Source organism: Myxococcus sp. XM-1-1-1 (assembly GCF_020037095.1).
Classification (GTDB): Bacteria; Myxococcota; Myxococcia; order Myxococcales; family Myxococcaceae; genus Myxococcus; species Myxococcus fulvus.
On the sequence record NZ_JAIQDH010000012.1, the window covers coordinates 205,292 to 228,028 of the forward strand.

Here is a 22,737-nt window from a genome sequence, read left to right on the forward strand (position 1 = left end):
CATGGCCGGCGGAACGCAGCCTCGCGGTGGGTTGATCGAGGGCATCAACGTCACGCCCCTCGTGGACATCATGCTGGTGCTGCTCATCATCTTCATGGTCACCGCGCGCCTGGTGGACAGCCCCGCCGTGCCCCTGGACCTTCCCAAGGCGGCCCAGAGCGAGCACGTGCAGACGGTCTACGCGGTGGCGCTCACCTCCACGGGCCAGGTGCTGGTGAACGGCGAGGAGGTCTCCGACGTCGCGCTGCGGGACGGCGCGCGCCAGGCGCTGGCGAAGGACGCGGAGCTGCGCGCGGTCATCCAGGCGGACGGCGCCGTCCCCCATCGCCGGGTCATCTTCGTGCTGGACCAGCTCAAGGAGGCGGGGCTCACCAAGGTCGCGTTCGGCACCGTGCGTCCGGAGCCCACCGAGGCCCCCCCCACGGCGGAGGACGGGCATGTCACTCCCTGAGCCCGCGCCTCGTCGCGACGACGACATTGCGAGCATCATCCTGGGACCGCCGCCCCCGCGACGCGGCCGCCATGGCCTCGCGTGGACGCTGCTCATCTCCAGCCTCGTGCACGCCACCGTGGGAGTCGTGGCCTGGCACGGCTGGAAGTCCTCCTCCGAGCGACGGCCGCCCGTGGCCACCGCGCGCAAGCAGGTGATCCAGGTGGACCACGAGGTGGACCTGAATCCCCCGCCGCCCCCGCCTCCCCAACGCGTCGCCCGCGCGGACCCGCCGGCGCCGCGCGTGAAGACGCCGAGCCCCGCTCCGCGAGACTCCGCCCGCCCCGCCCCCGCCGAGCCCGCTCGGGCGGGCGCCGTGGTGACGGCGAAGGAGCCCGCCGCGCCGCTCGACTTCACCGGGTTCGACATGACGACCGGCGATGCCCCGCGCTACGCGGGCGGTGTGACGGCCTCCACGGGCCGCTCCACCACGGCCGTCAACACGGTGCCCGCGGGCGACAGCGAGGGCACGGGCACCGGTGGAAGCCGGGCGCGCGCCATCCAGCTGTCGGCGCGCAGCTGGAGCTGCCCCTGGCCGAAGGAAGCCGACACGCTGCGCATCGATGACCAGACGGTGGTGCTGCGCGTCTCCGTGGATGTGCATGGCGAGGTGACGTCCGCCGAGCTCGTTTCGGACCCGGGGCATGGCTTCGGCCAGGCCGCGCTCGCGTGTGCGCGCAAGGCGCGCTTCGACACCGCGTTGGACCGCGAGGGTCGTCCCCACGCCGCTGTCTCCCCTCCGATCCGGGTGCGCTTCGTGCGCCCCTAGACGCTCGCCCGCGCGACCGACGCGGGCCCGTGAAGATGGAGTCTTTCGTGAACGCCGCTTCTCCACCCCGTCAGGAGCGAGTGCTGGCCCTGCTGCTCGCGGGGGTCCAGTTCAGCCACCTGCTGGACTTCATGATCATCATGCCGCTGGGGCCGGAGTTCATCCGGCGCTTCGGCCTGACCACGGCGCGGTTCGGCGCGATGGTCTCCTCGTACACCCTGGCCTCCGCGGCCATGGGCGTGCTGGGGCTGTTCTGGTTGGACAGGTTCGACCGCAAGCGCACGCTGCTGGCCATCTACGCGGGGTTCATCGTCGCCACCGCGGCCTGCGGCTTCGCGTCGGGGTTCGTGTCGCTGCTGGTGGCGCGCTCGCTGGCGGGGGCCTGCGCGGGGCTGATGGGCGCGGTCATCATGGCCATCATCGCGGACGTCGTGCCGGGTGAGCGCCGGGGTCGGGCCATCGGCACGGTGATGTCCGCGCTCGGCCTGTCCGCCGTGGCCGGGGTGCCGCTGGGCCTGGGAATCGCGAACCTGTTCGGCTGGCGCTCGCCGTTCTTCGCCATCTGCGCGCTGGCGCTCGTGATGTGGCTGGGCTTGTGGCGCGTGCTCCCGCCCGTCGTGCAGCACCTGACGCGCGGCGCCCACGAGCCCCGGGGCAATCCACTGGCGACGCTGGCGTCTCCGGGCGTGGCGCTGGGCTGGGTGCTGACCTTCTTCGTGGTGTTCGCCAGCTTCCTGCTGATTCCGTACCTGGGCACCTTCATGGTGGGCAACCTGGGCCTCGCGCAGACGGACCTGCCGTGGGTGTACCTGGGCGGCGGCGCGGGCACGTTGGTGGCGGCGAAGCTGGTGGGCCGCTTCACGGACCGCCTGGGCGCGGGGCGGATGCTCGGGTGGCTCCTGGTGGGCACCGTGGGCCCGCACCTCTTGTTCACCCACCTGTCCTCGTCCTCGCTGCCGGTGGTGACGGCCGCCTTCGTGCTCTTCATGGCGGTGACGTCCACGCGCGCCATCCCGACCATCGCGCTGGTGTCATCGCGCGTGCCGCCCTCGCTGCGCGGCCGGTTCCTCGCCGTCAACATGGCCGCGAGCGACGGCGCCTCGGGGCTCGCCGCGTGGGTGAGCGGCCTCCTCATCTCCACCGCTCCGGACGGCGCGCTCGTCGGCTTCGGGCAGGTGGGGTGGATGGCCGTGGCCGTGACGCTCCTGTCGCTCGGCCTGCTGTGGACGTTCGGCCGGAGCGCGGTGGCCCTGAAGACGGCGACGACGTGAGCCTCGAACCTTCTCCCTGGAACGCAGCACCCGAAGCACCTCGACCCAAAGGAAGCCCCATGGACATGCCCACCCAGAAGCACCCGTCCCTCCCTCGCCCCATCCAGGGTGAGATGAGGCTGGAGCGCTCGAACCAGTTCCTCGCCGAGGCGCGCAAGACGGTCCCCGGCGTCACCCAGTCGATGATGAAGAAGCCGGAGCACTTCGCCCCCGGCTCCTTCCCCGTGTTCCTCGCCAGGGGCCGGGGCGCGCTGGTGGAGGACGTGGACGGCCAGGAGTACATCGACTTCATCAGCGGCCTCGGCGCCAACATGCTGGGCCACAACCACCCCGCGGTGGTGGACACGATTCGCAAGCACCTGGAGGAAGGGGTCCTCCACTCACTGCCCACGCCCGTCGAGGTGACGTCCATCCAGGCCCTGCTGGACCTGGTGCCGGGCGCGGAGCAGGCGCGCTTCTTCAAGACGGGCGCGGACGCCACGTCCGCGGCGGTGCGCCTGTCGCGCTACGTGACGGGCAAGGAGCGCATCATCACGGTCGGCTACAACGGCTGGCACGACCACTTCATGTTCGACACGCCGGGAGTGCCGGCCGCCATCGCGGGCCTGACGACGCGCCTGCCGCTCTTCACACCGCCGGACGAGGCGGTGCTGCTGTCCACCATCGAGAAGCAGGCCGGCCAGCTGGCGGCGGTGATCCTCTCCATCCCGTACAACCGCGTGCTGTCCGCGGACTTCATGAAGCAGGTGCGCGCGGCGTGCACGGCGCACAACGTGATGTTCGTGATGGACGAGGTGGTGACGGGCTTCCGTCTGGCGCTGGGCGGCGCGCAGGAGTTCTTCGGCGTGAGGGCGGACATCTGCTGCATGTCCAAGAGCATCGCCGCGGGCATGCCGCTGTCGGCCATCTCCGGCCCGGAGAAGTACCTCTCCAAGCTCGCGGACCTCCAGGTCTCCACCACCTTCGGCGGTGAGCTGTTGACGCTGGCCGTGTGCGAGGCGGTGCTCAAGCACTACAAGCAGAACGACCCGGCGAAGCACGTCTCGCACCTGGGCCGCAGGCTGCGCGAGGGCATCAACCAGAAGGCGGAGGCGGCGGGCTCGTCGCTGCGCGTGGTGGGCTACGACGCCATCCCCTTCTTCCGCTACTCGCCCGACATGGCCGAGCACGCGAAGCGGATGACGCCGTTCCAGGGTGGCATGGCCCGTCGCGGCATCCTGCTGCGCCGGGACGTGAACTTCATCGGCGCGGCGCACACCGAGGAGCAGATCGACTACACGGTGGAGATGGCGGGCGAGGTGCTGCGCTCGCTCGCGAAGCCCGCGTAAGGCTCGCCTTCGGGGAGGCCGGAGTGCCTGGCCTCCCCGAGGGGTGTCTCACTTGGAATCGTGGATGTGGTCCGCGTGGCCGCGCTTCCAGTATCCGGTGACGCGGACCCAGCTCTTCTGCGTGCCGCGCTCGTTGAGCAGGTGCTCGCGGATGGTGCGCATCTCCGATGACTCTCCCGACACCCAGGCGAAGTAGTCGCCGGGCGGGAAGTCGAGTTCGCGGATGGCCTTGTGGAGCAGGCCGGTGGAGCCCGCCTCGGCGCCGTTGCGGTGCAGCCAGGTGAGCGTCACGTTGGCGCGGGTGGTGAGCGGCTGCTCCTCGCTGGCGTCGGCCACCTCGACGAAGACGATGGCGCGGGCGCCCTCGGGCAGCTCCTCCAGCCTGCGGGCGATGGCGGGGATGGCGGTCTCATCGCCGGCGAGCAGGTACCAGTCGAAGTCATTGGAGACGAAGAGCGAGCCGCGCGGGCCGCCGACGCCGAGCATGTCGCCGGGCTTCGCCTGGGCGGCCCACGAAGATGCGGGGCCGGAGCCGTGGAGGACGAAGTCCAGGTCCAGCTCGCCAGTGGTGGAGTCGTAGCGGCGCGGCGTGTAGTCGCGCGAGTCGGGCTTCTTCTCACCGGGCTGGAGCTGGGGGCCGGTGGGGCCCATGGTCGGAATCACGGGCCGGCGCTTGCCCTGCTCCGGGAACAGGACCTTCACATGGTCATCGGCCCCTTCGCTGTGGAAGCCCTCGATGTCCTGGCCGCCCAGGGTGATGCGCACCACATGCGGGGTGACGGGCGTCACCCGCAGCACCTCCAGGCAGCGGAACTTCACGGGGAACGGGCCCCGTCGGTACACCTTCTCGGTCACGCTCGTCGTCACGTGCTCTCCTTCACCTTTCATTTCAATATTGACTCGCAATTTCAGCGACGCAACTGAAATCGCTCGCTCGCCGGGGCGGGCGATTGGCTGCCTGACGGGTGCCGCTCGCGGGGCGTTCCGCCATCGAGCTCGGAGGTGCCCCTGACCTGGCGAGGGAATCGCGCCCCCCGCCGCTCGCCGACACATCCAGACACCCTGTCTGCGATTCAACGAGCGCCAAAGCCACACACCCACGACAGATGTCACCATGGACTCCCCTGGGGAACAGGCGACTCTCTCGACTTCATGATTTGCCCAATCATAGGATGTCCTGGCGATGCAATCCCTTGCGACGCAGGATGCGCCCGTGACGCCTGGGCAATCCTGCCGCAAAGCGTTGCAGCGCACTCCAACCCGATGAGTCCGCCACACCCCAGGAAAAAACTTCATGTTCAAGACCCACATCATCCGTTCGACCATGCTCGCGGCAGCGACCCTCCTCTCGACCAGCTGCGGCGTGGCGGCTCCCGAAGAAAGCCTGGAGTCTGACGCGACCAGCACCCGTGGCGATGCGCTCGGCGGCGCCGAGTTCTGGCATGACTTTCGCGCATACAGCGGAGCTTCCCCCGAGTGTAATGGCTTCAATGTCTCCGAAGGTCGAGGCCTGGGCCAGTGGACGAGCCAGATTCGCCTCGACACCGACTCCCGGCCGCAGGGGTGCTGGCAGAAGTTCGGCATCCAGGACCCGTATGGTGAGCTGAGCGGGCTGATGCTGACGGTCAGCTTCTATGGACAGGGAAGCCCGACTGCCAGCGGGCAGTGCGACAACCCCGGGACTTACGTCGTTCCCATCGGCCCGACGCTCGACTGGACCGGTCCCTGGGGAATCGACACCACCGATGCCTATGGCGGATGCGTGCAGACGTTCAGCATCTCCGGCCGCGATGACATCGCACTCGATGTGCGCTTCGACGCCGACCGCCACAATGGCCAGTGCCAGAACGCGGGGCTGCACACGGTGACGTCGATCAACCCCGTCTCCCTCACGCTCGACATGGACAACCGTTATGGCGGTTGCTACCAGACCTTCCGGCTCCGGAAGATGACGTGCGGGGACAACGTCTGTGAGTCAGGTGAGCTCTGCCCGGCTGACTGCATGATTTGCGGTGACGGTATCTGCAATGGCTCGGAGACCCGGGCGACGTGCCCGGAGGATTGCTTCCCGCAGGGGCCTGGCAACTGCGCGATCTACTGCCCGCCCGAGATTCCGTGACGAAGGCGACGCGGAGGGGGGCCTCATGCCCCTCTCCGCACGCTGTCTCCACACCCGCGCGTGGACGTGCTACCCACCGGGTCCATGCCACGCCCCCCTCGAACCGCTCCCCCGCCCAAGGGACCGGCGCCCACCGTCGCCCCCGCCGCACCGCTGCCTGCTGGCGCCCCGTTCACCTGGCGCTCGGAGAGCGATGAGCCCTCTCCTGCCCGACTGCACCCGGTGGACGACCGGCTCAGCGCGGACACGGCGCTCAAGCGGGTCCGCCGAGGCGAGTTCCTGCTGTACTCCGGCGACTTCCACAACGCGAAGCAGTTGCTGGGCGCGCTGGGCCGCCGACTGGAGCGCGCGTCGAACGCCCGCACGCCCCTGGAGGCGTTCCGCGCCGAGCGCCGCGCGCGGCAACTGGAGCACGAGACGCTGTCGCGCATCGTCGTGTCACTCGACCGCGACTACCGGCTCGCACTCTCACGCGCCCCCGACGTCGCCCTGGCCTGCCGACAGGTCTGGGGCGAGCCCGAGACGGAGTTCACCGTCGTCCCCCTCAAGCAACTGCTCGGCATGCTCGGGGCCGCGGAGTGGCGGCGCAAGGGATTGTCGGTGCCCGGCCTCACCGGCCTCATCCATCCGCACTACGGCGTGTACCTGCCCACGCGCACCGACTACGTGGAGCTGCTCCTCTCGCTCCCCACGCTGAAGGGCCCTCGCGTGTTCGACATCGGCACGGGCACGGGTGTGCTCTCGTTCCTCCTCCTCCAGCGAGGCGCCTCGTCCGTGCAGGCGACGGACATCGACTCCCGCGCGGTGGCCTGTGCCCGGGAGAACGCGGAGCGGCTGGGGCTGCGCAAGTCCTTCCAGGTCACCGAGGGGGACCTCTTCCCGGAGGGCAAGGCGGACCTCGTGGTGTGCAACCCGCCGTGGATTCCGGAGCCCCCGAAGAACCGCGTGGACCGCGCGGTGTTCGACGAGGACAACCAGTTCCTGCGGCGCTTCCTCGAAGGGCTCCCAGACGCGCTCACGCCCGGCGGCGAGGGGCTGCTCATCCTCTCCGACCTCGCGGTCCTGCTCGGCCTGCGCCCCCAGGGATGGCTCCAGGAGCAGTTCGCCCGCTGCGGCCTGACGGTGAAGTGGAGCCGCTCGACCGCGGCCCGACACTCCAAGTCCAAGGACACCTCGGACCCGCTGCACATGGCGCGCTCTCGTGAGATCACCACCCTCTACTGCCTCACGCGCGCCGCGGGGTGAGCGGACACCCGACGCGGAATGCAGCGCCTCGCCGGCGAGGCGCGCCGTGGCGCGAGCCTCAGCCCTCGAGGTCTTCGGGCGTGACGCCGACGGCCTCGAGGTCCAGGTCCTCCAGCGGAATCCGCTGGATGTGCTCCCGGGGCTCATACTTGGGATTGAGCTTGTCGCGGTACTTCTCCGAGCCGCTCTCGTACGTCACCCACAGCTCGCCATCGATGATGTTGAAGCCCTGGGCATACGGGTCGATGCGCCCGTTGCTGATGTCCTTGCGCTCGGAGATGTCCGCGGTGAAGGAGTTCGGGGTGCCCTCGAACGGCTGGTAGACCAGCTTCTGGTCGCCGGTGGTGAACAGCAGCGCCCCGTCGACCACCGTCATGCCCTGCGCGCGGTCCGGCGCGCGGATGGGGCCCTGGCGCGAGCCCTCGATGATCTCCCCGGTCTTCTCGTCGATCTCGTAGCGCCACACGGCGCCCGCCTTGCCATCGCCGTCCTTGCTGTACGAGCCGACGTACGCGTAGCCATCGCTCACCGTCATGTAGCTGCCGGCGGACACCAGGCCGATGCCCGTCGCCGGGTCCGTCAGCCCGTCGCCGCTGGGGACCTCCGTCACCTGGAAGGCCGGCACCTCGGCGCCCGGCTTCGCGTTCTCGATGTCCTCGCGCCGGTAGACGTAGAGGTGATGGGTGTCGGAGACGTAGACGAACTCACCGTCCGTGGAGACACCGCCACCATGAGAGGGCGCCCCGGCCTCGGGGTTGGAGCTGGAGCCCCCCAGGCGGACCTGCTGCGCCTCCACGCCCGAGTCCTTGTCCTGGAGCGAGAGCAGCACGCCACTGCCATCGGCGTAGTAGGTCGTGAGCACCTGGTCGCGCTTCGCGTCGTAGCCCTGCCCCTGCGGCGTCCAACCGGCGTCCAGGTGCAGCAGCTTCGGGCCGACCGACTGCGCGGCCCCCGCGTCCGTCGCCACGGCGCTCGCCCCCTCGGGCGCGGCGGTGCGCGCCGGGCTGTGCCCCGTGAGGTTCACGAGCTCGGGCTTCGCGCGCTCCAGGGCGTCCTGGGAGAAAGGGCTCACGGCGGGGAGCGGCGTCGCCGGGGACGCGACGGGCTCCGTCGTACGGGCCTGGGTGGGGATGGAAACGGTCCGAGGGGAGATGGGGCTGACCACGGGGAGGCCTCCGGATGAACGGATGCCCCCCGCACCATGGACGCGGGGGGCCAGACTCCCACCATACGCGATATCGCCCCCGATGGTTACACACCCCCAGCAGGGTCCACGCCGGGGCGTCCGCTCAAGCGCTCTCGGCGAGGGCGACGGGCTGCTCCTGTCGAGGCGCGGCCGTCCCCTTCTTGCGGCGCAGCTGCGCGGCCTCGTGGGCGCGGCGGATGCGGCGGGTCGCCATCTCCGCGGTGTACGCGGGCGCGAGCGACAGGAAGCGACTGCCCTCCAGCCGACTCCCCTCCTGGTACACGATGCGCTGCTCGACGAAGCGTCCGAGCAGCGCCGCGACCTCGTCCTGGGTCGCGCGCCCGGTCTCGATGAACTCCTCGCGGAGGTCCTCCCAGCGTTGGATCTCCATGCAGGCCATGTAGACGTCCCGCTCCAGTCCCCGCAGCACGATGTTGTTCAGCATCCCGCTGCGCGTGTCGTAGAGCCGCATCGAGTCGCCGCTGTCAAGGTACGTCAGCAGGTGCCGGTACTGCGTCTCCTTCGCCGCCGCGTAGGCCCGCCCCCACTTCCGGCATGCGTCGTAGACGCTGCTCCAGTCCGTGGGCGTGCTCGGGCTGTCATACGAGAGGTCGAGCAGCGAGATGCGCTGATAGACCTCCTCCGGCAACCCCACCTTGTAGAAGTCCGCGTTGCGGATGTTCGACAGGCCGTACTCCTGGCTCAGCGTGTCGATGGTCGCGCCCCGCCCCAGCCAGAAGCGGTTCGGGTTCAGCGGGGTGTAGAGCAGCGCGTAGTCCAGGATGGTCTGCGTCGTCTCCTCCACCTCCTCCTGCCGCGCGCCCGGGAAGTCCGTCAACAGGTTCGCGCTGTTGAGGATGCCCAGCTCGTGGCAGACCTTCATCGCCTGCAGGTTGGCGATGACCGACGTCCCCTTGCCAATCCGCTTCAGGTACGAATTGGACAGCCCCTCGATGCCGAACTGCACGTAGCGCACGCCCGCCTCCCAGAGCCGCAAGAGCTCGTAGGGCCGGACGCTGGCGCGCATCTCATAGAAGATGACGAAGTCCTTCCCGGTGTCGATGACCCGGTCCGCGAACTCCTCGATGCCCTTGGCGCGGATGATGTTGTCCAGGAAGAAGAGCACGTTCGTCTGGTAGCGCCCGTTCAGCGCCAGGATGTCCGTCACCACGCGCTCGGCGCTCTTCTCGCGGTAGCCATTCCACTGCACGTTCAGGTTGCAGAAGAAGCACGTGGCCTTCGGGTTCCCCGTGCGCTTGGCCCGGTCCCACCAACACCCGCGCGAGCCCTCGATGGTGAGGAACCACAGGAGGTTCCCCTCCTCCGCCTTGCGCGCATACTCGTCGTAATCCGGCAGCGGGAGCGCATTGATGTTGGGCACCTCCCAGAGCTGCGCGCCGCCCGCGAGCTCCCCCGCCGTGGCCCGCGAGATGACGCCCTTGATGCCCCGCATCTCCGTCTGCCCCTCGCGCAGCTGACGCACCAGCGCGAGCAGCGGCTGCTCCCCTTCTCCCTGGATGATGTAGTCCAGGAAGTCGAACTCCTTCAGCAGCGACGGCCCCACCTGGTTGGAGATGGTCGACCCGCCCAGCAACGTCTTCGTGGCGGGCGAGCGCTGCTTGATGCGCTGACAGAGCGAGAGGTTCGCGAAGAGCTGACCGAAGCAGGTCGTGAGGCCCACCACGTCGAAGCGCCCCGCCAGCGCGTCCGCCAGCCGGTCCAGGTGCGCCTCCAGCCGGGCGGTGAGCGTGTCGAAGACTTCTTCCCACGTCGACGCCTCCCCGAAGTGGGCCGGGGACACGATGGCGCCGGGCCCCGTCAATGCCTCTCCGGTCGCCTCCATCCGCTTGACGAAGAAGTCACGCACCCGTTGCTTCTGCTGCGGGAAGAGGCACGGCGTGTACAACATCTCTCCGACCTCATACGAGTTCTGGGAGATGAGGTCATAGAACGCCAGCCCGATCTCGTTCGCCACCTCGAGATAGGCGGAGCGGCACTCCACCTCCACCGTCGGCTCCTGCTGACGCAGGTACGCGGACAGCGCCCCCATCGCCGAGGAGGGATGCCGATGGAGCGACCAGGGGAGTGCAACGAGACCGATTCGCATGAGGGGCCTCTGCATTGACTTCGTATTGACTTCCATCCCATTCAATCAAATCATCAAGCCTAGCGCATATTCCGGCATATACCCGGATAGCCTGACCAAGACTGTCTATCCATAAATTTACAGCCATCACCCGCATCGAGGGGAGGCGTCCATGACGCTCAGAATCGAACCGTTTGGAAGCGGCAGTGGCCGGCTCGTCCACCGGGAGGGTCCGGACGACATCCTCCAGCTGCCCGCGGAGGAGCTCATCGCGCTCTTCAAGTCCGCGGGCCTGGTCATCTTCCGGGGCTTCACCACCAGCCCGCAGGTGATGCATGACTTTGCGGGTCGCTTCAGCACGCGCTTCAACCGGGACCGCCTGCGCCCCGTCGTCGCCGGGAGCGACGGCTACGTGCAGATGGTGACCGAGGGCATGGGCTACGTGGAGCCCCACGCCGAGCAGGCCAACTCCCCCTTCCGTCCGGACGCGCTCTGGTTCTGCTGCAGCGTCCCCGCCGCGGAGGGCGGCGAGACGCTCGCCTGGGACGGGGTCCGCCTCTGGGAGAAGCTCCGCCCGGAGCTCAAGCAGCTCTTCCGGAACAAGAAGCTGCGATTCTTCCAGCGATACTCCAACGACAAATGGCAGCGCTTCATGGGGAATGGCGCCACCCTGGCCGACGTTCAGACCACCTTGGATGGAATTGAGGGTGTCTCCTATTACGTCAGCCCAGACGATTCCATCTACCTCGAATATGTCTGTCCCGCGGTGGTGAAGACCCGTTACGGAGGGCAGGACGCGTTCGCGAACAGCCTGTTGTCGGAGCGCAAGAATACACTGGGGGACCTGATGTCTTTCGATGACGGCTCGGCCATCTCGGACGACCTCGTCTCCGAGGTCCAGGAGGCGATGAAGGAGCTGGAGGACGCCATCGCCTGGCATCCGGGGGACCTGGCGTTCATCGACAACTCCCGCTACCTGCACGGTCGCAATGCCTACACGGACACGCGGCGGAAGATCTTCTCCAGCCTCAGCTTCCTCAACTTCTAGGCACGTCCACCCCTGGCGTTCTTCCCAAGGAGTCGCAGCCCGTGGAGTCACTCGAGCCCACCAGCGACGCCGGGGCCGCGGTCGCCATCATCGGAATGGCGGGGCGGTTCCCGGGTTGCGCGGACATCGCTTCGTTCTGGCGCGCACTGAAGGCGGGCACGGAGACGCTCACGTTCTTCTCCGACGAGGAGCTGCGCGCCCGCGGTGTCCCGCCCGCATCGCTGGCCTCGCCGCACTATGTGCGGGCGAAGGGGGTGCTCGCCGGCGCGGAGCTGTTCGACGCGGCGTTCTTCGGCTTCAGTCCGCGCGAGGCCGAGCTGACGGACCCGCAGCAGCGGGTGTTCCTGGAGGTCGCGTGGTCGGCGCTGGAACACGCGGGCTACACCTCGGACACCCACGCGGGCACCGTGGGCGTGTACGCGGGCGCGGGCTGGCCCAGCTACCTGCTGTTCAACCTCGCGACGCATCCCCACCTGCTCGGACCGGAGACGGGGCACCAGGTCCTGCTGGGCAACGACAAGGACAACCTGGCGACGCGGGTCTCCTTCAAGCTGAACCTCAAGGGGCCCAGCCTCACGCTGCAGACGGGCTGCTCGACGTCTCTGGTGGCCACGGCGGTAGCGCACCAGGCGCTGCTCACGTACCAGTGTGATCTGGCGCTGGCGGGCGGCGTCTCCATCACCGTTCCGCAGACGGGCTACCTGCACCAGCCCGGCAGCATCTTCTCGCCGGACGGACACTGTCGCGCGTTCGACGCGCGGGCCCAGGGCACCGTCATCGGGAACGGCGCGGCGGTCGTCATCCTCAAGCGGCTGGAGGACGCGCTCGCGGATGGGGACAGCATCTACGCGGTCATCAAGTCCGCGGTCATCAACAACGATGGCGCGACGAAGGCGGGCTACACGGCGCCGAGCATCGACGGGCAGGCGGCCGCCATCATGGAGGCCCACGCCTCCGCGGGGGTCGACGCCCGGAGCATCACCTACGTGGAGGCCCACGGCACGGGCACCACCGTCGGAGACCCCATCGAGGTCGCCGCGCTGACACAGGCGTTCCGCGCCAGCACGGAAGCCACGTCGTTCTGCGCGCTCGGCTCGGTGAAGACCAACGTCGGGCACCTGGACGCGGCGGCGGGTGTCACGGGGCTCATCAAGACCACCCTCGCCCTCCAGCATGGGCAGCTGCCGCCGAGCCTGCACTTCGAGACGCCCAACCCGCGCATCGACTTCGCCAGCACGCCCTTCTTCGTCAACACCACGCTCACCGCGTGGAAGCCCCAGGGGTTCCCCCGGCGCGCCGGCGTCAGCTCCTTCGGCCTGGGCGGTACGAATGCCCACGCCATCCTGGAGGAGCCTCCCGTCACCACGCGCACCAAGCCCGTCGCGGGGCCGCACCTGCTCGTGCTCTCCGCGAAGACGAGCGAGGCGCTGGAGCAGGCGACAACGAACCTGGCCCATCACCTGGACGCGCATCCGGAACTGGAGCTCGCGGACGTGGCCTACACGCTCCAGGTCGGACGCAAGCCCTTCGCGCATCGCCGCGTGTTGGTGTGCCACGGCCTCGCTGACGCGGCCTCCGCGCTGGGCACGCGCGACGCACGGCGCGTGCGCACCCGGCATACGGAGTCTCCGGCCCGGGGCGTCGCGTTCCTCTTCAGCGGACAAGGCAGCCAGCACGTCGGCATGGCACGCGAGCTCCACCGGACGGAGCCGACGTTCCGGGAGCACGCGGACCGGTGCTTCGACCTGCTCCGGAGTCGCCACGGTGTGGATCTCCAGGCCCTGCTCTACCCGCCGGACTCGCAGCGCGAGCTCGCGGCCGAGAAGCTGAAGCGCACGGAGAATGCCCAGCCCGCGCTCTTCGTCATCGAGTACGCCCTCGCGCGGATGTGGATGGCCTGGGGCCTGCGGATGGACGCGGCCATCGGCCACAGCTTGGGGGAGTACGTCGCCGCGACGCTGGCGGGCGTGTTCTCGCTGGAGGACGCCCTGGCGCTGGTCGTCGCTCGGGGCCGCCTGATGCAGGCGCTCCCGCCCGGCGCCATGCTCGCCGTCCCACTGTCGGAGCAGGAGCTGACACCGCTGCTGGGAGGCACACGCCTCAGCCTGGCCGCCGTCAACGCGCCCTCGTCCTGCGTCGTCTCGGGGACGACGGAGGATATCGCGGCGCTGCGACAGCAGCTCGATTCACGCGGGCTCGGCGGCAGTCTCCTGGAGACCTCGCACGCGTTCCACTCGGAGATGATGGAGCCGGTGCTGGCGCCCTTCGCGGCGCAGCTCCGACGCCTGCGCCTCGACGCGCCCCGGACGCCCATCGTCTCGAACCTCACCGGCACGTGGCTGACGGCCGCCCAGGCGACGGACCCCGACTACTGGGTCCAGCACCTGCGGCGCACGGTGCGCTTCTCCGCGGGTGTCGGTGTGTTGTTCGAGGACCGGCAGCGAGCACTCCTCGAGGTCGGCCCTGGCAGGACGTTGACCCAGCTCGTCAGGAAGCATCCCGGACGCGCGCCCGCGCAGGCGGTGTTCTCGTCCCTGCCGCATCCTCGAGAGCAGACGTCGGACCTCTCGTTCGTGCTCGACACGCTCGGGCAGCTCTGGATGGAGGGGCTCTCGGTGGACTGGCCCAGGGCGCAGCGGGACGCACGTCCCCGCCGTGTCCCCCTGCCGACGTACCCCTTCGAGCGTCAGCGCTATTGGATCGACCCGGCTCGCGCGGAGGCCACCGAGGCGCCCACGCACTGGCAGCCCGTGCTGGAGGCTGCGCGTGCCCAGGCGGAGAAAGAGCTCGCGGGCTTCGATGCCTCCTCGCATCAGCTCGACAAGCACAGCCTGGACGCGGCCTGCACCGCGTACATGAACGTGACGCTGCGCGCGCTCGGGGCCTTCCCCGATTCGAGCGCGGCGTACACGCGCGAGGAGCTCCTCGGACAGTGCCGGGTCATCGGCCGGTACGAGCAGCTCTTGTCCCGATGGCTGCGACTGCTCGTGGAGGCAGGGCAGCTCGAACAGGACACGACGGGGCGCTATCGGTCGCTGCGCCCGTGTTCCCTTGAAACGGTGCAGTCACGGGTGAGGAACGCGGAGGAACGTTGGGCGAGGACGCCGCAGGTGGTGGACCTCATCCGCCGCTGTGGCGACGCACTGAGGGACGTCCTGCGCGGGGAGCAGTCACCGACGGAGCTGTTCGCGTCCATCCTGGAGGGCTCGGCCGAGAAGGCGCAGACGGAGTTCGGGCTGAAGACGTACTACCGAGGCATCCTGCGCGCCGGTGTGGAGCGACTGGTGCGGCAGCTCGGGCCCACCACGAAGCTCCGGGTGCTGGAGATTGGTGGCGGCACGGGCATCGCGACCACGGAGTTGCTCCCCATCCTGCCGCGCGAGCGCACCGAGTACACGTTCACCGACGTGGCGCCGCTGTTCCTGTCCCAGGCGAAGCGGAAGTTCAGCGCCTGGCCGTTCATGAAATACGTCCCGCTGGACATCGAGCGCGCGCCCGAGGCGCAGGGGCTTCCCCTGGAGTCGTTCGACGTCATCGTCGCCGTCAACGTGCTCCACGCGACGCGCAACCTGCGCACCACGCTCGCGCACGTGCGCTCGCTCCTCGCGCCCGGAGGTCTGCTGCTCCTGGGCGAGCTGACCGAGCCCACACCGGACTTCGCCATCACCTACAGCCTGATGATGAATCCGGTCGAGGACCCGGAGCGAGACCAGGGCAACCCCTTCTACACGCCCGCGCAGTGGAGCGCGGTCCTCGGGGCCAGTGGGTTCAGCAGGACTGCGGCCGCGCCTGACGTGGATGTCCTCGGACAACACGCACTGCTCGCTCAGGCCTCTTCATCACCGCTCTCGGGACAGTCGGTGGCGCCGGCCTTCACGGAGTCGACGCGGCTCGCGGGCGAGGCAGAGCCTCGCGCGGCCTCGGGACTCACGAAGAAGGCCGACGTGGGCGACTGGTTCTACGTACCCTCATGGAAGCGGGTGCCCCGTCATGAGCCGTCGGCCCTGGGTGAGGCCGGGCACTGGCTGCTCTTCGTCGACGCGCTGGGCGTGGGCGACGCGCTGGCGGAGCGACTGGGCAACGCCTGCATCACGGTGCGGGCCGGTACCGGCTTCCACCAGGACGGGCCGAATCGATTCACCATCGACCCGAAGGCGCCCGCCGACTACGACGCGCTCCTCGGCGCGGTCCAGGGACAGGGAATCACCCCGAGCAGGATGGTGCACCTGTGGAGTGTCACCGCCTCCGAGACCGCCACGGTGGGCCTCGCGGCGGTCGAGCAGGCGCGAGTGCTCGGACTCGACAGCCTGCTCCTACTGGCCAAGACCCTGGGCACGCGAGGCGTCACGGACGCGCTCCGGCTCTGGGTCGTGTCCAACGACCTGCATGAGGTCCACGGCGACGAGGTGGCTCCGGAGAAGGCCCTGCTGCTCGCGCCGTGCAAGGTCATCCCGCTGGAGTATCCGAACATCCAGTGCACCAGCGTGGACCTCGCGGTGCCGACCCGAGCGGGGCTCGAGGACCCGGTGACGCAGCTCCTGGAGGAGCTCCAGGCCACGTCATCGGAGGCCATCGTCGCGTATCGAGGCCCCCATCGTTGGGTGCGGACGCTCGAGCCGGTCCGATTGGAGGCCCCACCCGAGCCTCCGCCGGTGCTGCGAAAGCACGGCGTCTACCTGCTCACCGGCGGCCTGGGAAAGGTGGGCCTCACGCTGGCCGAGTACCTGGCGCGCGCCGTCCAGGCGAAGCTCGTGCTGACGCAGCGCTCCCCCTTCCCGGACCCGAGGGAGTGGGACGCGTGGCTGTCCGCGCATCCCAAGGAGGACCCGACCCACCGTCACATCCTCGCGCTGCGCGAGCTGGAGAAGCTGGGCTCCGAGGTCCTGGTCCTCCGCGCGGACGTCGCCGACGCCGAGCAGATGAGGACGGCGCGCTCACGCGCCAACGAGCGCTTCGGTCCCATCCAGGGCGTCATCCACTCGGCCGGCGTGCTCGGTGACGGCGCCATCCAGCAGAAGTCACCCGGGGAGCTGTCGCGCGTGCTCGCGCCGAAGGTGCTGGGGACGCTGGTCCTGCACGACCTCTTCGCGGACGCGCCGCTCGACTTCTTCCTCCTCTTCTCCTCGCTCTCGGCCATCGAGCCGGGGTTCGGCCAGGTCGCGTACTCGGCGGCGAACAACTTCCTCGACGCGTTCGTCCACGGCCGGAGTGCGCGCGCCCATCGCCGCGTGGCGTGCATCAGCTGGGACGTGTGGCGGGGCGAGGGCATGGCCTACGACGCGCGCGCGCCGCGGGTACTCCAGAAGCTGAAGGAGGAGGACTTCGACCAGCGCGGCATCCTGCACCACGAGGGAGTCGAGGTCTTCCGCCGGGTCCTGGGGTCCAGGCTCCCGCACGTGCTCGTCTCCACGTCCGACTACCTCCAGGTGATGAAGACGCGCGGGCGCGACCTCTCCGAGCTCTACCTGGAGGCCCTGGGCGGGACGTCCCTGCACGCGCGACCGAAGCTGGGCAACACCTACGAGCGACCACGAGGAGAGACCGAGGAGTCGCTCGCCCCCCTGTGGCAGGAGCTGCTCGGCATCGACGGCATCGGCGCGACGGACGACTTCTTCGAGCTGGGCGGGGACTCGCTCATCGGCACGCAGCTCATCTCCCGGGTAAACAGGAGCTTCGGCGTCAAGCTGTCCACGAAGAGCATCTACACGCACCCCACCCTCCGAGGCATGTCGACGGCCATCGACGAGGCGCTCATCGGCACGGTGAGCGCGGACAAGCTCGCTGAGATCCTGAGGAAGCTCGATGGCGACAAGTGAGCCCGGGTCGGGCCGCGAGCACCCGACCTTCGTCGACCTGCTGGAGCATCGGGCGGAGCACCAGCCCGAACGGCTCGCGTTCTCCTTCCTGGGGGACGACACGGCCCAGGGCGCGTCGCTGACCTACGAGCTCCTCGCCAGGAAGGCGAAGGCCATCGCGGCCACGCTCCGGGACTCGAGTCACGTCGGAGACCGCGCGCTCCTGCTCTACCCCTCCGGCCTGGACTTCATCGCCGCGTTCTTCGGCTGCCTGTACGCGGGCGTCGTGCCCGTGCCCGCCTATCCGCCCCGGCGCAACCAGAAGGTCCAACGCCTCCGGTCCATCCTTTTGGATTCGGAGCCCACCGCCATCCTCACGCTGTCCCCGCTCGCCAACGGCATCCGCGCGCACTTCGCGGAGCAGCCCGAGTTCGCGCGAATGAGGCTGCTGTCGACCGACGAGGTCGAGGACTCGCGCGCGACCGCCTGGCGCACTCCCGCCCTGGAGGGAGGCACGCTCGCCTTCCTCCAGTACACGTCGGGGTCCACGTCGACGCCCAAGGGCGTGATGGTCAGCCACGCGAACCTCCTCCACAACTCCGGGCAGATCCGCCGGGCCTTCGGGCTCGGCCCCCAGGACGTGTCGGTGACGTGGCTGCCGAGCTTCCACGACATGGGGCTCATCGACGGGATCCTGCAGCCGATCTACGCGGGGTTCCCCGCGCACCTCATGTCCCCCACGTCGTTCCTGCAGCAGCCCATCCGCTGGCTGAAGGCCATCTCGGACCTGCGCGCGACACACTGCGGAGGGCCGAACTTCGCCTACGAGCACTGCGTGCGAAGGACGACGCCCGAGCAGCGAGCGGGGCTGGACCTGAGCTGCTGGACCATGGCCTACAACGGCGCGGAGCCCATCCGCCGCGCCACCCTGGACGCGTTCGCTGAGACCTTCGCCCCGCAGGGCTTCAGCCCTCGGAGCTTCTATCCCTGCTACGGCCTGGCCGAAGTCACATTGATGGTCACCGGAGGGCTCGTCGAGGCGCCGCCTGTCTACTGTGACGTGGACACCGAGCGACTGGAGCGACACGAGGTCGCGCCCGCGTCCGAGGGAGACAAGGCGACGTCGCTGGTCGGCTCGGGGCGGGTCCATCCCGGCACGACGGTGGTCATCGTCGACCCCGAGTCCCGGACCCGCCGCGGCGCGGACGAGATTGGCGAGGTCTGGGTCTCGGGTGGAAGCGTCGCCATGGGCTACTGGCGGAACGCGGCGAAGACGGAAGAGAGCTTCCACGCCCACCTCGCCGACACGGGAGAAGGACCGTTCCTGCGAACCGGAGACCTGGGGTTCTTCCGAGGCGAGGAGCTCTTCGTCACGGGCCGCCTCAAGGACCTGCTCATCATCCGGGGGCGCAACCACTATCCCCAGGACCTGGAGCTGACCGTCGCCCGGAGTCATCCCGCGCTGCGGCCCGATGGAGGCGCGGCGTTCTCCATCGTCGTGGACGGCACCGAGCGGTTGGTCATCGCGCAGGAGGTCGAGCGCGTCGCGCTGCGCAAGGCGAACGTCGAAGAGGTCATCGCGGCCATCCGTCACGCCATCGCCGAGCACCACGAGTTGCAGGCGCACGCCGTCATCCTGCTCAAGCCCGGGCAGCTCCCGAAGACCTCGAGCGGCAAGATCCAACGAAGCGCATGTCGCGCGCGCTTCCTCGAAGGGACCTTCGAGTCCATCGGCGACAGCGTCCTCGCCTCTGACCCCATCGAGACGCCGAGGACCGTCCTCGCACGGGAGGAGCTGCTCACGCTCCCCAGGCTGACCGGGTGGCTCCAGCAGGTCGTCGCGCAGGTCCTGCGCCTGCCCGTCTCGCAGGTCGATTCCACCCGAACACTCCTTCAGCTCGGAACGGACTCCCTCGCCGCGACGGAGCTCCAACACCGGTTCGAGACGGAGCTCGGCGTGAGCGTCTCGCTGGTCCTGTTCCTCCAGGACAGCACGCTGGAGCAGCTCGCCGCGCACCTCCTGGAGGTCCTGGGCAACACATCGACACCCGTCACCGAGCCATCCATCACGCTCGAGTCGTCCGTTCAGCCCACCCATCCGCTCTCGCGCGGACAACAGGCGCTGTGGTTCCTCCATCAACTGGCCCCGGAGAGCGCGGCCTACAACGTGTCGTTCGCGGTGCGCATCGTCTCCGACCTGGATGTGGAGAGGCTGAAGGAGGCACTCGGACTCCTGACCCAGAGACACTCCGCGCTCCGCACGTCATTCGAGACGATGTCGGGCCAGCCCCTGGCGCGCGTGCACGAAGCCCCCCCGCTGGACTTCGCGAACCTCGACGCCAGGGACTGGAGTCAGGACACGATCGACAAGGCGGTGCTGGAGCACACCCACCGTCCCTTCGACACACGAGTCGCGCCGCTCCTGCGAACCCGGCTGTTCCACAGGGCCGCTGGAGACCACGTCCTGGTGCTGACCGCGCATCACCTGGTGACCGACTTCTGGTCGCTCGTGGTGCTGCTGGACGAACTGGCTGTCGTGTACTCCGACCTCAGGGCCCGACGCCCGGTCTCCCTCCCACCCGTCCTCGCGCAGCCTTCGCATCACGCGAAGTGGCAGGCGGAGCAGCTGTCGGGCCCCGCCGGCGAAGACCTCTGGCGATACTGGCGGGAGCAGCTGGCCGGAGCCCGACAGGTCCTCGCGCTTCCGACGGACAGGCCCCGCCCGCCGGTGCAGAGCTTCCGGGGCGCGGTGCACCTCTCCCGCTGGGAAGGCGACCTCGTCGCGGGCGTGAGGGCGCTCGCGGCCTCGCACGGCGCGACGCCGTACATGGTGCTGCTCGCGGCCTACCAACTCCTGCTCCACCGCTACTCGGGGCAGGACGACCTGCTCGTGGGGACCTCGGTGACGGGGCGGACCCGCTCCGAGCTGGCGGGCACCGTGGGCTATCTCGTGAACCAGCTCGCGCTCCGTGCACGGCTCACGGGCAACCCCACCTTCGAGGACGTCCTGCGGCAGGTCCGACAGACGGTCCTGGGGGCCCTGGCCCATCAGGAGTACCCGCTGGCCCTGCTCGTGGAGCGCCTGCAGCCCGAGCGAGACACGAGCCGCTCGCCGCTCTTCCAGACGATGTTCGTGCTGGAGAAGCCGCACCGCCAGCAAGCCATCGCGGCCCTGGTGACAGGCACTCCGGGGGCCTCCGCCGTCCTGGGGGACCTCACCCTCGCATCGGTGGCGCTGGAGCAGCACACGGCGCAGTTCGACCTGACGCTCAAGCTGACCGACGGCAGCGAGACGATGACGGCGGCCTGGGAGTACAGCAGCGACCTGTTCGACGCGGCGACGGTGCGGCGCATGGACGACCACCTGCGGGCCCTGCTCGTGGCCATCATCGAGGACCCGCGCCAGCGTGTGGAGGACCTCTCGCTGCTGAGCACCGTCGAGCGACGGCGCATCCTCGTGGAGTGGAACGACACCCGCATCCCCATCTCCGAGGAGCCGTGTTTCCACGAGCGCTTCGAGGCCCAGGCCGCGCGGACCCCGGACGCCATCGCGCTCGTTCAGGGTGACGTGGAGGTCACCTACCGCCAGCTCAACGAGAGCGCCAACCAGGTCGCCCGGCACCTGGTGCGGCTCGGCGCGGGACCGGAGAAGCTCGTCGGCCTCTGTCTCCCGCGCTCCATCGACCTGGTGGTCGGGCTGCTCGGTGTGCTCAAGGCCGGCGGCGCCTACGTCCCGTTGGATCCGTCGTACCCCCCGCAGCGACTGGCGTACATGTTGGAGGACGCGCAGGTCACGGTGTTGCTCACGCACCACGCGCTCCTGTCGCGACTGCCGGAGACCCGCGCGAAGGTCGTCCGCCTGGACTCGGATTGGGATGAACTGGCGAGGAACGGACGCGAGAACCTGGGGCGCCAGGCCACGCCTGCGAATCTGGCGTACATCATCTACACCTCGGGTTCGACCGGGCGCCCCAAGGGCGCGCTCATCGAGCACCGCGGGCTGACGAACTATCTCGCCTGGTGCACCCGAGCCTACGAGGTCGCGAACGGCGACGGTGCGCCCGTCATCACCTCCATCGGCTTCGACGCCACCATCACCGGGCTCTTCGCGCCGCTCTGGGTGGGCCGCAAGGTCATCCTCGTGCGGGAGCAGGAGGAACTCGCCGCGCTCGTGGAGCTGCTCCGGGAGCAACGCGACTTCAGCCTCGTCAAGCTGACGCCCGCGCATCTCGACGTGCTGCGAAGCTCCCTCCCGGCGAAGTGCGCCGAAGGGGCAACACGCACCTTCGTCATCGGCGGCGAGGCCCTCTCACGCGAGAGCCTGGGCTTCTGGCGGACACACGCCCCCTCGACGAGGCTCATCAACGAGTACGGCCCGACGGAGACCGTGGTCGGCTGCTGCGTCCATGAAGTCACCGACCTCGACTTCGCCGCGGGCACCGTGCCTATCGGCCGGCCCATCGCGAACACGCGGCTCTACGTGCTGGACGGCCACCTGCGCCCCGTCCCCATCGGAGTGCCCGGCGAACTCCACATCGCCGGAGCCGGAGTGGCGCGCGGCTACCTGCGCCGCCCCGAGCTGACCGCGGAGCGCTTCCTGCCGGACCCCTTCCATCCCGAGCCCGGCGAGCGGATGTACAAGACGGGCGACCTCGCGCGCTATCTACCGGACGGCACGCTGGAATTCCTGGGGCGCATCGACGACCAGGTGAAGCTGCGCGGCTTCCGCATCGAGCTCGGAGAGATTGAAGCAGCCCTGCGCCAGCACCCCGAGGTCCTCGATGCCGCCGTCGCAGTGCGTGCCGAGGCCCAGGGTGACAAGCGGCTGGTCGCGTATCTCGTCTGGAAGACGTCCACCGCGCGGCCCGGAGTCGTGGAGCTGCGACGCTTCCTCGCCGACTCACTGCCGCCTTACATGGTGCCCTCGGCTTTCGTGACGCTCGCGGCACTGCCGCTGACGTCGCATGGGAAGGTCGATCGACGCGCCCTGCCCGCTCCGGACACCTCGCGCCCGGAGCTGGCCGCTGCCTACGTCCTCCCCGGCACGGAGCTGGAGCAGACGCTCGCGGCGCTCTGGAGGTCCCTGCTCCGGGTCGACCGCGTGGGCGTGGACGACAACTTCTTCGAGCTGGGAGGCCACTCCCTCCTCGCGACCCAGATGCACCACCAGCTCCAGGAGACGCTGAAGCGCGAGCTCCCGCTCGTGCAGCTCTTCCAGCACCCGACCATCCGCTCCCTCGCGGCCTACCTGAGCCGAGGCGACGAGAGCGCCACCGACAACACCGACCTGCAGCGCATCCAGGACCGCATCCGGAAGCAGAAGCGAGCGCTCGACCTGAACCGCCGGAAGAAGGACCGGTCGTAGCTCGCCCCTCACACCCTCACGAAGCGAACCTTCCC

At 69.3% G+C, this 22,737-nt stretch carries 12 protein-coding genes; 9 read left to right on the forward strand and 3 right to left on the reverse strand.

Going from position 1 to position 22,737, the window contains the following annotated elements; translation table 11 throughout:
- Position 1: 1 nt before the first annotated feature.
- From K8640_RS23640 to mxcL, 4 genes are read left to right on the forward strand one after another with little or no spacing between them, the layout of a single operon-like run.
- The gene (locus K8640_RS23640; RefSeq protein ID WP_223749104.1) at positions 2–451 is read left to right on the forward strand and encodes a biopolymer transporter ExbD; all 450 of its coding nucleotides are present in this window, start codon (positions 2–4) and stop codon (positions 449–451) included.
- Complete coding sequence (locus tag K8640_RS23645; protein ID WP_223749105.1) at positions 438–1,259, forward strand: TonB family protein; 822 nt, start codon at positions 438–440, stop codon at positions 1,257–1,259. Before K8640_RS23640 ends, K8640_RS23645 begins: the two co-directional genes overlap by 14 nt.
- A gap of 47 nt (positions 1,260–1,306) precedes the next feature.
- Positions 1,307–2,530 carry a myxochelin export MFS transporter MxcK gene (gene mxcK / locus K8640_RS23650; RefSeq protein ID WP_223749106.1) on the forward strand — a complete coding sequence of 408 codons (1,224 nt, stop codon included), beginning with the start codon at positions 1,307–1,309 and terminating at the stop codon, positions 2,528–2,530.
- A 59-nt stretch (positions 2,531–2,589) separates the two neighbouring features.
- The gene (mxcL, locus tag K8640_RS23655; RefSeq protein ID WP_223749107.1) at positions 2,590–3,858 is read left to right on the forward strand and encodes a myxochelin B biosynthesis transaminase MxcL; all 1,269 of its coding nucleotides are present in this window, start codon (positions 2,590–2,592) and stop codon (positions 3,856–3,858) included.
- Between the two features lie 48 nt (positions 3,859–3,906).
- Here the strand turns inward: mxcL and K8640_RS23660 are convergent, their stop codons facing one another.
- The gene (locus tag K8640_RS23660) at positions 3,907–4,746 is read right to left on the reverse strand and encodes a siderophore-interacting protein (protein WP_223749108.1); all 840 of its coding nucleotides are present in this window, start codon (positions 4,744–4,746) and stop codon (positions 3,907–3,909) included.
- A gap of 406 nt (positions 4,747–5,152) precedes the next feature.
- Here K8640_RS23660 and K8640_RS23665 point away from each other — a divergent pair, with 406 nt between their 5' ends.
- Entirely contained in the window at positions 5,153–5,977 is an 825-nt protein-coding gene (locus tag K8640_RS23665; RefSeq protein ID WP_223749109.1) for a hypothetical protein, read from the forward strand.
- 84 nt (positions 5,978–6,061) lie between these two features.
- Positions 6,062–7,222 carry a class I SAM-dependent methyltransferase gene (locus K8640_RS23670; protein WP_255653384.1) on the forward strand — a complete coding sequence of 387 codons (1,161 nt, stop codon included), beginning with the start codon at positions 6,062–6,064 and terminating at the stop codon, positions 7,220–7,222.
- 58 nt (positions 7,223–7,280) lie between these two features.
- Here the strand turns inward: K8640_RS23670 and K8640_RS23675 are convergent, their stop codons facing one another.
- Positions 7,281–8,294, reverse strand: a complete 1,014-nt coding sequence (locus K8640_RS23675; RefSeq protein WP_223749111.1) for a hypothetical protein — start codon at positions 8,292–8,294, stop codon at positions 7,281–7,283.
- A 217-nt stretch (positions 8,295–8,511) separates the two neighbouring features.
- The gene (locus K8640_RS23680; RefSeq protein WP_223749112.1) at positions 8,512–10,515 is read right to left on the reverse strand and encodes a RiPP maturation radical SAM C-methyltransferase; all 2,004 of its coding nucleotides are present in this window, start codon (positions 10,513–10,515) and stop codon (positions 8,512–8,514) included.
- 151 nt (positions 10,516–10,666) lie between these two features.
- On the opposite strand from K8640_RS23680, the gene K8640_RS23685 reads away from it, so the two are divergent.
- From K8640_RS23685 to K8640_RS23695, 3 genes are read left to right on the forward strand one after another with little or no spacing between them, the layout of a single operon-like run.
- Positions 10,667–11,542 carry a TauD/TfdA family dioxygenase gene (locus K8640_RS23685; protein WP_223749113.1) on the forward strand — a complete coding sequence of 292 codons (876 nt, stop codon included), beginning with the start codon at positions 10,667–10,669 and terminating at the stop codon, positions 11,540–11,542.
- 41 nt (positions 11,543–11,583) lie between these two features.
- Positions 11,584–17,358, forward strand: coding sequence for a type I polyketide synthase (locus K8640_RS23690; RefSeq protein ID WP_223749114.1), 5,775 nt, complete (start codon positions 11,584–11,586; stop codon positions 17,356–17,358).
- Positions 17,345–22,702 carry a non-ribosomal peptide synthetase gene (locus K8640_RS23695; RefSeq protein ID WP_223749115.1) on the forward strand — a complete coding sequence of 1,786 codons (5,358 nt, stop codon included), beginning with the start codon at positions 17,345–17,347 and terminating at the stop codon, positions 22,700–22,702. Before K8640_RS23690 ends, K8640_RS23695 begins: the two co-directional genes overlap by 14 nt.
- Positions 22,703–22,737 lie beyond the last annotated feature (35 nt).